The following is a 9,771-nucleotide window of genomic DNA, read 5'->3' as shown; positions in this document are numbered from 1 at the left end:
GCGGAACGCGACCTCGAAGCTCTGCAGCACGCGATGCTCGCCGCGGGCAGGTTCGACGAGCCGGGGTGCGTTCTGCGGGGTGAGCACGGTGAGGACCCCGGGTACGGCCAGCGCGGCGTCGGTGTCGATGGCCCGGATCGTCCCGCGGGCGACGGCCGCGGTCAGCGGAACCAGGTAGGCCGGATGATCGACGGGATGTTCGTATGCGTACGGCGCTGTGCCCGCGACCTTCTGCGGGCCGTCGACGCGCGGCGTCGAGGTTCCGATCGCCATGTGCGATGCGGTCACGATCGTTCCTCCCGGGTCGCTCGTGCAGTGAGGTCGCGCAGCACCGCCACGGTGGTGCGGCGCAGCAGCGGCACCTTGAAGGCGTTGCCGTCGAGGGGCCGGGCGTCGGCGAGTTCGGCGTCGGCGGCCGCGGCGAACGTCGTGTCGTCGGGTGCGTGGCCGAGCACGACCTCCTCGGCGCGGTGGGCGCGCCACGGCCGGGTTGCGACGCCGCCGTAGGCGAGACGGCAGCCGGTGACGGTGCCGGCCGAGACGGTGAGGTCCGCGGCGACGGACACCAGCGCGAACGCGTACGACGCCCGGTCGCGCACCTTCCGATAGCAGGCGACCGCGTTCTGCGGCGGGGGAAGCTCCACCGCGACGACGAGATCGTCGTGGTCGAGAACGGTGTCGCTCTGCGGGTCGTCCCCGGGCAGCCGGTAGAACTCCTCGAGCGGGATGTGCCGCTCCCCTGTCGTGCCCAGCACCACGACGACCGCGTCGAGCGCGACCATCGCCACGGCCATGTCGGACGGGTGGGTCGCCACGCACCGGTCGGAGCCGCCGAGGACCGCGTGCTGGCGGTTGAATCCGCCGAGGGCCGCGCAGCCGCTGCCGGGGTCTCGTTTGTTGCACGGGGTGGTCGGGTCCCGGAAGTACACGCAGCGGGTGCGCTGGAGCAGATTGCCGCCGACGGTGGCGGCGTTGCGGATCTGCGCGGAGGCACCGGAGAGAAGGGCCTGCGACAGTCCGGGATAGAGGTCGCGGAGGGTGGGATGCACCGCGAGGTCGGTGTTGGAGACGGTCGCGCCGATCCGCACTCCCCCGTCGGCGGTCGGTTCGATCCCGTCGAGCGGCAGGCGGGAGATGTCGACGAGCAGATCGGGGGCGGTGACGCCGAGTTTGAGGTGGTCGACGAGGTTCGTCCCGCCGGCGAGGTACGCGCCGCCGGGCGCGGAGTGCATGGCGGCGACCGCTGCCTCGGGATTCTCCGGCCGGAGGTACTGCAGTGGTCTCACGGCCTGGCCTCCCGGTTCGCGGCGACGCTGCGCACCGCGGCGACGATGTTGGGATAGGCGGCGCAGCGGCACAGGTTGCCGCTCAGCCGCTCCCGGATCTCGGCGTCGTCGAGCTCGGGTGAACCGCCCGGAGAGGTGACGGCACTGGGGTCGCCGCGGTCGAACTCGGCGAGCATGCCTGTCGCCGAACAGATCTGGCCGGGGGTGCAGTAGCCGCACTGGAACGCGTCGTGGTCGACGAACGCGTCGTGCAGCGGATGTCTCGGCCGTTCGGCGAGTCCGGCGGCGGTGACGATGTCGGCGCCGTCGTGCGAGACGGCGAGGGCCAGGCAGGTCACGACGCGGCGGGAGTCGAGCAGGACCGTGCACGAACCGCACTGGCCGTGATCGCAACCCTTCTTCGGGGACATGCAGCCGATGCGGTCGCGCAGGGCGTCGAGCAGGGTGGTGCGCACGTCCACGACGATGCGCCGTTCGTGTCCGTCGACGCGCAGGGTGACGGTGTGCCAGTGGTCGCCGGTCTCCGGGTGGTCCGCGCCGTTCGACATGTTCCCTCCGATCCGTGTGTCTTCGGATGGAGTTCCCCCGATTCGGGGCCGGAAACCCGGCTCGGCGCGGTACCGGACGACGCAGGCCCCCGACATCGCGGATGCGATGCGGGGGCCTGTGAAGTGCGACGGAGATGTCAGGCGTCGACGAGGGCCTTCTCGGCGGCGAGAAGGTTGACGAGAACCTCGGTGAGCTGGCCGACGGTCTCGGCGTGCTCCTTCGGGTGCGCCTCACCGAACTTGCCGATGGTGCCGCCGACGGACAGCGAGCCGCCCTCGACGACCTTGCCGCCGGCGATGCCGACGGACTTGACGGTGTCCTCGAGCGCCCACTTGGCGGCGTTGCTGCTCGGGGAGGCGCTCACGACCGCGACGGGCTTGCCGGCGATGGCGCCGGAGCCGTAGGGGCGCGACAGCCAGTCGATGGCGTTCTTCAGCACGGCCGGGATGGTGCCGTTGTATTCGGGGGTGAACAGCACGACGGCGTCGGCGGCGGCACCGGCTTCACGCAGCGCGACCGCCGCGGCCGGGGCGTTCTCGCCGTCGATGTCCTCGTTGTAGAAGGGAACGTCGGCCAGGCCTTCGTAGATGACGACCTCGGCGCCCTCGGGTGCGAGTTCGGCGGCGGCCTCGGCGAGCTTACGGTTGACGGAGGCGGAGCGGAGGCTGCCGACGAGAGCGAGAATGCGCGTCTGGGACATGGGTCATCCTTCGTTTTGATCCAGGGGTGGGCCGGTTACCCACGACAAGCATAAACGGACCGCGGTCCACTTTCATTCCCGGGGCGGCTATTGTGATGACGTGAACACCATCCCCCTGCCCCGGGCGGACGACGAGCACACCGCCGAGCGATGCGATGCCGCCCGCAACCGGCGCCTTCTCCTCGACGCCGCGACCCTCCTGGTGAGCGAACGCGGTGTCGATGCCGTGACGATGGAAGCCGTCGCGGCCCGGGCCGGGGTCGGCAAGGGCACCGTGTTCCGCCGTTTCGGATCGCGCGGCGGCCTGATGCAGGCGCTGCTCGACCACACCGAACGCGAATTCCAGGAAGCGTTCATGACCGGTCCCCCGCCGCTGGGCCCCGGCGCCGATCCCGTCGACCGGCTGATCGCGTTCGGCCGGGCCCGGATCGCCCTCGTCGAGGTGCAGGGCGAGTTGCTGCGCGCGGCGGAGGCGTCCAGTTCCAATCGGTTCGACGCACCCGCCCGGGCGGTCACCCGCACCCACATCGAGACGCTGCTGCGGGCCGCGGACGTCGGCGGCGACGTGCCTCTGCTGGCGCACTCCCTGTGCGCTTCCCTCGAGGCGACCCTCGTGCTGCACCAGTGGCGCAACCTCGGCTACAGCCTCGACCGGCTCTCCGACAACTGGTCCGATCTGGTGCGCCGCGTCGCAGCCTCCCCCGATTCGGACGATCCGGACCGTACTGTGACGGCATGAGCCGCACCTTCGGAGTTCTTGCCGCACTTGCTCTCACCGTCGTCGCGACCGCCTGCAGCAGCGACGAGGGCGCCGACGCCACATCGTCCGCAACGGACCCCGCCGCCCTGATCGGCCGCACGTTCGTCTCCACCGAAGTCACCGGCACCCCGATCCCGGGCGAGGGTCCGCTCGTCGTCGAATTCCCGGAGCCGGGCCGGATCGCGGCCACCGCCGGATGCAACCGTGCGGTCGGCGAGGTCGATCTCGCGGACGGGGTGCTGCGCACCGATCGGCTGGCGAGCACGATGATGGCCTGCCCGCCCCCGAAGGACGGCGCCGACGCGTGGCTGACCGGACTGTTCGACGCCGATCCACAGTGGTCCGTCGACGGCGACGTGCTCACCCTCACCGGCGACGCGGTGACCGTCTCGCTCACCGACAAGAAGGTCGTCGATCCGGACCGGCCGCTGACCGGCACCGAATGGGTCGCCACCACGATGTACACCCCGGACGCGACCGTCACGTCGGTGGCGCTCGAGCGGTCCGCGCCCAGCCTGCTCGTCGACGAGGACGGGTCGGTCAGCGGCAGCACCGGATGCAATCAGTTCACCGGCACCGCGCAGATCGGCGACGGCACCTTGACGTTCGGGCCGCTCGCCACGACCCGCATGGCGTGCCCGGACCCGGAGGTGGCCGCCGTCGAGAACCACGTGCTGGCGGTGCTGGCCGGCGAGACCGTCTACGAGATCGACGCCGCCACGATGCGGATCACCGCCCCCAACGGCGTGGACGGGCTCGGCTTCACCGCCCGGTAGCGGCTCAGTACCGGTCGGCCAGCCAGGTCGCGAGAATCCGGGCGCTCTCGTCGACCTGCGCCGGCCAGTCCAGCGCGGACTCGTCGGCGTGATCGCTGACGTGCTTCACGAGCCGGCACCGCGCGCCCATGCGGGCGGCAGCGAACGCGATCGCGAACCCCTCCATGTCGACGAGATCGGCGCGGGTCGCGAGCGCGTCGCGCACCTCGGCGTCGGAGACGAACGCGTCCCCGGTGGCCAGCACCGTGCCGTCGCCGTCGGGCAGCTCGAGCACGTCCTGCACGGGATGTCCGAGGCTGCGCAGGATCTCGCTGCTGATGTCGTGGTTGATCACCGTCGACGGCACGTACAGGCCGCCGTGGTGCGAATGCAGCGCACCGGCGGTTCCGATGTTGACGACCAGCGGCCGCGCGTCCCGCGGATACGCGGCCAGCGCCTCGGTCACCGCGACCGCCGCCGCGACCTTCCCGATGTCCGTGATCACGGTCTCGAAGCGCTTCGGCACATGGGCGGCCTCGCTCTTGGTGGCGGCGACGACAAGAATCCCGTTCACGTGCGTTCTCCGATGTCGAGGGTCGCGAGCGCCGCCCGGTGCAGCGCTCGCCCGTATCCGGAACCGTATCCTGCGGCGTGCACCGCCAGCGGATGCAGCTGGTGCAGCGGCACCCGCTCGCGCCACCCGGGTCGCAGCGGATGCGCGGAGTCGTAACCGGCGAGCACGTCGTCCAGGTACGGGCAGCCGAACAGCGCGAGCATCGCGAGATCGGTTTCGCGGTGCCCGCCGTGTGCCGCGGGATCGATGACCACCACCCCGTCGGGCGACCACAGCACGTTGCCGTTCCACAGGTCGCCGTGCAGCCGGGCGGGCGGTTCGTCGTCGTCGAAGGCCCCGGACGCGACGAGCGCGCACGCCCGCTCGATGTCGGGCAGCTGCCGCGCGGTCACGTGGCCGGCCTCGACCGCGATCCCGACGAAGGGCAGGACGCGTTCCATCGCGTAGAACTCGCCCCAGCCCGCGTGCACCGTGCTGCTCATCGGTCGACGGCCGATGAAGATCTGGCCGTCGAATCCGTCGGGCGCGCAACCGAACCCGTCGGCGCCGGCATCGTGCGCGATCGCCAGGCGTGCCCCGAACTCCCGGGCCGCCGCCGCATCCGGCGCGGTCTCGGTGATCCGCTCGAGTTCGATGGACCGGGCGTCGACGCGGTGCACCCGCGGCACCCGCAGCCCGGCCCGCGCGAGCCATTCCAGACCGGCCGCCTCGGCGCGGTAGAAGTCCGGGTGCGCACCCGGATCGTGTTTGCGAAAGACACGGTCGCTGTTCACCGCACCGAGTCTGCCCGGTGTGCCGGACATAGGCGCGCGGCGCCGCAACGACACCGCTAGGGTTTTGCGAATGACGACTCTTCGCGCCCAGATCATCGAAGAACTCGGCGTCAAGCCGACGATCGACCCGCAGGCCGAGATCCGACTGCGGGTGGACTTCCTCAAAGACTACCTGCGCAGCACGTTCGCCAAAGGATTCGTCCTCGGCATCAGCGGTGGCCAGGACAGCACGCTGGCCGGCCGGCTGACACAGCTCGCCGTCGAGGAACTGCGCGCCGAACACTACGACGTCGAGTTCGTCGCCGTTCGCCTGCCCTACGGTGAGCAGGCCGACGAACACGACGCGCAGATCGCGCTCGACTTCATCCGGCCGGACCGGTCGCTGCGGGTCAACGTCAAGCCCGGGGCCGACGCGAGCGCCGCCGAAGCCGGCGAGGCGATGGCGGAGATCTTCGGTGAGGGGATCCGGCTGCGCGACTTCGTGCGCGGCAACATCAAGGCCCGCGAGCGGATGATGCTGCAGTACGCGATCGCCGGGGAACTCGGCTATCTCGTCGTCGGCACCGACCACGCCGCGGAGGCCGTCACCGGCTTCTTCACCAAGTTCGGCGACGGCGGTGTCGATCTCACGCCGTTGACGGGCCTGACCAAGCGTCAGGGCGCGGAACTCCTGCGTGAACTCGGCGCGCCGGACAGCACGTGGAAGAAGGTTCCCACCGCCGACCTCGAGGACGACCGTCCGGCACTGCCGGACGAGGCGGCGCTCGGCATGACCTACAACGAGATCGACGACTACCTCGAGGGCAAGCCCGTCACCGACGAACTGGCCGCCAAGGTCGAGGAGGTCTTCCTCAAGACCCGGCACAAGCGCACCGTCCCGGTCACGCCGTACGACACCTGGTGGCGCTGACGGGTCCCGCACCCGCCCGACGGGAGGGAACGATGGCGACGGTACTGGTGGCCGGTGGCACCGGCGAGGCAGGCGCGGCGGTGGTGGCGGAACTGCTCGGCCGCGGCCACGACGTGCGGGTGCTCAGCCGGCGCGGCGGCAGCCCGATCGCGGGTGCGCAACCGGCCCCTGCCGACCTGATCTCCGGGTCGGGGCTGGCCGAGGCGCTCACCGGCGTCGAGGTCGTGGTCGACACCACCGACGGCAAATCGCGGCGGGCGCGGCCCGTGCTGACGACCGGCGCGGCGAATCTGCTCGCCGCGGCCGGCGCCGCGCACGTGACGCGGATGGTGCTGCTGTCGATCGTGAACGTCGATCGCGGTCCGCTGGCCTACTACCGGGCCAAGAGCGAGCAGGAACGGCGCTACCGGGACTCCGGCCTCGACACCCGGATCGTGCGGGCCACGCAGTTCCACAGCTTCGTGCCGATGCTGTGCGGCCCGGCCGCGCAGGTCGGGCTGCTACCCGCGTTCACCGACACCGCGTTCCAGCCCATCGACGTCCGGGACGTCGCCCGCGCGCTCGCCGACGCCGCGGACGCTCCGCCGGACGAACCCGGCCGGGCGGGCGTCCCGCAGATCGTGGGAGGTCCGGAGATCCTGCCGATGCACGACCTCGTGCGGGAGTGGAAGCGCGCGGCCGGCGTCCGCGGGGTGGTGGCGCCGATCCGGCTGCCCGGTGGTCTCGGACGCTTCTGGCGTGCCGGGGAGAACCTCGTCCCCGACCACCGGGACGGCACGATCACCTTCACGCAGTGGCTCGCGGAGCGGACCGCCGGCTGACCGAGTGGGTTATCCCCCGGCGAACGGGGGCAGCACGTCGACGCGCTCCCCGGCGGGGCGGGCGAGGTCCCGGGTGAGCTCGGCGTCCGGACCCGATCCGACGAGGAATGCGGCCACCTTCAGGACCCGTTCCATGTCCGGGCCGTGCCGCTCGATCAACGCCGCCTTCAACGCACCCAGATCCGCCGGCGACGCCAGCTCGACGGTTTCCTTCTCCCGGCCCGCCGCGTCGACGGCCGCCGCGAAGTACCGCACCTCGATGCCGGTCACCTGATCACCCACCGATAGCTCCCATACTGCGTTGCGGCGGGGCGAAATCCGCCGCGTCGATGCCGTGCCCGGCCCACTTGTTCCACATCGCGCCGCGCCACACCGCGGCAAGCTCCTCGTCGCTCGCACCGCCGCGCAACGCCGCCCGCAGATCGGTCTCGGTGTCGCTGAACAGGCAGGACCGCACCGTGCCCTCGGACGTGAGGCGGGTGCGGTCGCAGTCCGAGCAGAACGACCGGGTCACCGAGGCGATGATGCCGACCGTGGCGGGACCGCCGTTCACCAGCCACCGTTCCGCGGGAGCGGACGGATCCTCCCGGCCGGTCTCGGTGAGCTCGAACCGTTCCCCGAGGACGTCGAGCAGCCGCTGCGCGGTGACCATGTTCTCCCGCGCCCACGCGTGGTCGGCGTCGAGCGGCATCTCCTCGATGAACCGCAGTTCGACCTGCTCGTCGAGGCACCACTGCAGCAGGTCGGCGGCGCCGGCGAGCGTGTCGGGCATGAGCACCGCGTTGATCTTCACCCGCGTGAATCCGGCGCTGTTGGCGGCGCGGATGCCGGCGAGCACCGAATCGAGGCGGTCGCGGCGGGTCAGCCGCGCGAAGTGGTCGCGGTCGACGGTGTCGAGGGAGATGTTCACGCGGGTCAGACCGGCCGCCGCCAGCCCCGCCGCGCGATGCGCGAGCCCGACCGCGTTCGTGGTCACGGCCAGCGGAGTGCCCGGCGCGACCTCGGCGCATCCGGCGATGATCTCCTCGAGGTCGCGGCGCATGAGCGGTTCGCCGCCGGTGAAGCGGACCTCCTCGATGCCGAGCAGGTGGACCCCGATCCCGACGAGCCGGACGATCTCCGCCGCGGTGAGCAGGTTCTCGCGCGGAATCGCGGGCAACCCCTCTTCCGGCATGCAGTACGTGCAGCGCAGGGAGCACTTCTCCGTGATCGACACGCGCAGGTCGCGGGCCACGCGACCGAAGCGGTCCACCAGTTCCGGTGTGTCGGGACGATCGGACACGTCGTCCGTGGCGACTCGCACGGACGGAATCCCCACATCGATCGTCGTCATCGGATCACCGCCGTCATGACGCCAGTATGCCGCTCCCGTCCGATTCGCGGCGGAAGACACCTCCCCGGCCGGTCGCCGGAGGCTGTCCGGGGTCCCCTCCTGCGCGTCGCACGGCCTACCGCAACGGTCTCCGCGCGCGGTGTGCCTAGGATTGCGGGCATGACAGGCGGCAGGCGGTCCGTGGAGGAACACGTGGAGCACGTCGCGGCGCTCTTGGCGCCGCTGCGAACGAGGCCGACGGTGAAGGTGCCGCTCGCCCGGGCCCTGAACCGGGTGCTGGCCGAACCGATCCTCGCACCCATCGATCTGCCCGCCTTCCGCAACTCCCAGATGGACGGCTACGCCGTCGACGCCGCCGCGGTCGCGACCGTGCCGGTGACGCTGCCGGTGCGCGGAGTGCTCGCCGCCGGTGCCGAGATGTCCGTCCACGAGGCGGGCACCGCGCGGAAGATCATGACCGGCGCTCCGATCCCCGAGGGCGCGGACGCCGTCGTCCCCGTCGAGGACACCACCGACAACAGCTCCACCGACGGGCAACCGGCCACCGTCACCGTGCACCGGTCCGTCACGGCCGGCACCTATGTGCGCGAACGCGGCAGCGACATCGCCGCCGGCGCCGAACTGCTCCCGGCCGGACAGGTCCTCGCGCCCCGGCACATCGCCGCGCTCGCCGCGGTCGGCATGACCGAGGTTCCGGTGCGCGCCCTGCCTCGGGTCGCGGTGATCTCCACCGGCAGCGAACTCGTCTTCGGCGGCACCGATCTCGGTCCGGGCAAGATCTTCAACTCCAACGGGCCGGCGCTCGCGGCCAGCGCGCTCGCCAACGGAGCCGAGGTCGTGTCCGTCGACCACAGCGACGACGACGCCGAGGAATTCGCCCTGAAGCTCACGCACGCCGCGGACGTCGCCGAAGTCGTGATCACCTCCGGTGGCGTCTCCAAGGGCGACTTCGAGGTCGTCAAGGACGTGCTCGGTCCCCGCGGCGGCGAGTTCGTGTCGGTGGCGATGCAGCCCGGCGGTCCACAGGGCACCGCGGTCGTCGACGGGATTCCGGTTCTGGCGTTCCCCGGCAATCCGGTCAGCGCGCTGATCTCGTTCGAGGTGTTCACCCGGCCGCTGCTGCGCACCGCCGCGGGACTGCCCGCGATCGAGCCGCTGACGCTGCCGCTCACCGCCGATCTGACCTCGGTGGCGGGTAAGCGCCAGTTCTTCCGGGCCCGCCGCGACGGTGACGGCGTGACCGTCGTGTCCGGACCCGGATCACACCTCATCGCCGGGATGTCGGGCGCCGACGCGCTGCTCGACGTCGC

Annotated in this window: 11 protein-coding genes and 2 pseudogenes; 5 read left to right on the top strand and 8 right to left on the bottom strand. The window is 71.5% G+C overall.

The window, feature by feature from the left end; all coding sequences use genetic code 11:
• From I0Q12_RS33710 to I0Q12_RS23850, 4 genes and pseudogenes are all read right to left on the bottom strand, one after another.
• Positions 1-273 (bottom strand): annotated as a pseudogene (locus I0Q12_RS33710) (xanthine dehydrogenase family protein molybdopterin-binding subunit); the annotation flags it as partial.
• Positions 274-284: 11 nt separating this feature from the next.
• Positions 285-1,286, bottom strand: coding sequence for a xanthine dehydrogenase family protein subunit M (locus I0Q12_RS23860; protein ID WP_197255363.1), 1,002 nt, complete (start codon positions 1,284-1,286; stop codon positions 285-287).
• Complete coding sequence (locus I0Q12_RS23855; protein WP_197255361.1) at positions 1,283-1,834, bottom strand: (2Fe-2S)-binding protein; 552 nt, start codon at positions 1,832-1,834, stop codon at positions 1,283-1,285. The genes I0Q12_RS23860 and I0Q12_RS23855 overlap by 4 nt, the downstream gene beginning before the upstream one ends.
• Positions 1,835-1,971: 137 nt before the next feature.
• Positions 1,972-2,535: an NADPH-dependent FMN reductase gene (locus I0Q12_RS23850; RefSeq protein WP_197255359.1), complete on the bottom strand. Its 564-nt coding sequence runs from the start codon at positions 2,533-2,535 to the stop codon at positions 1,972-1,974.
• Positions 2,536-2,635: 100 nt separating this feature from the next.
• Here I0Q12_RS23850 and I0Q12_RS23845 point away from each other — a divergent pair, with 100 nt between their 5' ends.
• Both I0Q12_RS23845 and I0Q12_RS23840 read left to right on the top strand, forming a co-directional pair.
• Entirely contained in the window at positions 2,636-3,274 is a 639-nt protein-coding gene (locus tag I0Q12_RS23845; RefSeq protein ID WP_197255356.1) for a TetR/AcrR family transcriptional regulator, read from the top strand.
• On the top strand, positions 3,271-4,071 hold the full coding sequence (locus I0Q12_RS23840) for an META domain-containing protein (protein ID WP_197255354.1): 801 nt from the start codon (positions 3,271-3,273) through the stop codon (positions 4,069-4,071). Before I0Q12_RS23845 ends, I0Q12_RS23840 begins: the two co-directional genes overlap by 4 nt.
• 4 nt (positions 4,072-4,075) lie before the next feature.
• Here I0Q12_RS23840 and I0Q12_RS23835 read toward each other — a convergent pair whose 3' ends face one another.
• Both I0Q12_RS23835 and I0Q12_RS23830 read right to left on the bottom strand, forming a co-directional pair.
• The gene (locus I0Q12_RS23835; protein ID WP_197255352.1) at positions 4,076-4,624 is read right to left on the bottom strand and encodes a nucleosidase; all 549 of its coding nucleotides are present in this window, start codon (positions 4,622-4,624) and stop codon (positions 4,076-4,078) included.
• A complete protein-coding gene (locus I0Q12_RS23830) occupies positions 4,621-5,427 on the bottom strand; it encodes a fructosamine kinase family protein (protein ID WP_197255350.1) in 807 nt (268 codons plus the stop codon). Before I0Q12_RS23830 ends, I0Q12_RS23835 begins: the two co-directional genes overlap by 4 nt.
• Positions 5,428-5,467: 40 nt before the next feature.
• On the opposite strand from I0Q12_RS23830, the gene nadE reads away from it, so the two are divergent.
• The gene (gene nadE, locus I0Q12_RS23825; RefSeq protein ID WP_197255348.1) at positions 5,468-6,307 is read left to right on the top strand and encodes an ammonia-dependent NAD(+) synthetase; all 840 of its coding nucleotides are present in this window, start codon (positions 5,468-5,470) and stop codon (positions 6,305-6,307) included.
• 32 nt (positions 6,308-6,339) lie between these two features.
• Complete coding sequence (locus I0Q12_RS23820; protein WP_197255339.1) at positions 6,340-7,128, top strand: SDR family oxidoreductase; 789 nt, start codon at positions 6,340-6,342, stop codon at positions 7,126-7,128.
• 9 nt (positions 7,129-7,137) lie between these two features.
• On the opposite strand, the gene I0Q12_RS23815 is transcribed toward I0Q12_RS23820, so the two are convergent.
• Positions 7,138-7,410 carry a MoaD/ThiS family protein gene (locus tag I0Q12_RS23815; RefSeq protein WP_197255337.1) on the bottom strand — a complete coding sequence of 91 codons (273 nt, stop codon included), beginning with the start codon at positions 7,408-7,410 and terminating at the stop codon, positions 7,138-7,140.
• Positions 7,403-8,461, bottom strand: coding sequence for a GTP 3',8-cyclase MoaA (gene moaA, locus I0Q12_RS23810; RefSeq protein WP_197255335.1), 1,059 nt, complete (start codon positions 8,459-8,461; stop codon positions 7,403-7,405). The genes I0Q12_RS23815 and moaA overlap by 8 nt, the downstream gene beginning before the upstream one ends.
• Positions 8,462-8,620: 159 nt before the next feature.
• Between moaA and glp the strand changes: the two are divergent.
• Positions 8,621-9,771 (top strand): annotated as a pseudogene (glp, locus tag I0Q12_RS23805) (gephyrin-like molybdotransferase Glp); the annotation flags it as partial.

Source organism: Rhodococcus sp. CX (assembly GCF_015865005.1).
Lineage (GTDB): Bacteria > Actinomycetota > Actinomycetes > Mycobacteriales > Mycobacteriaceae > Rhodococcus.
The sequence above is the reverse complement of the archived record's forward strand: the minus strand, read 5'-3'. Positions and strand labels throughout refer to the sequence as shown.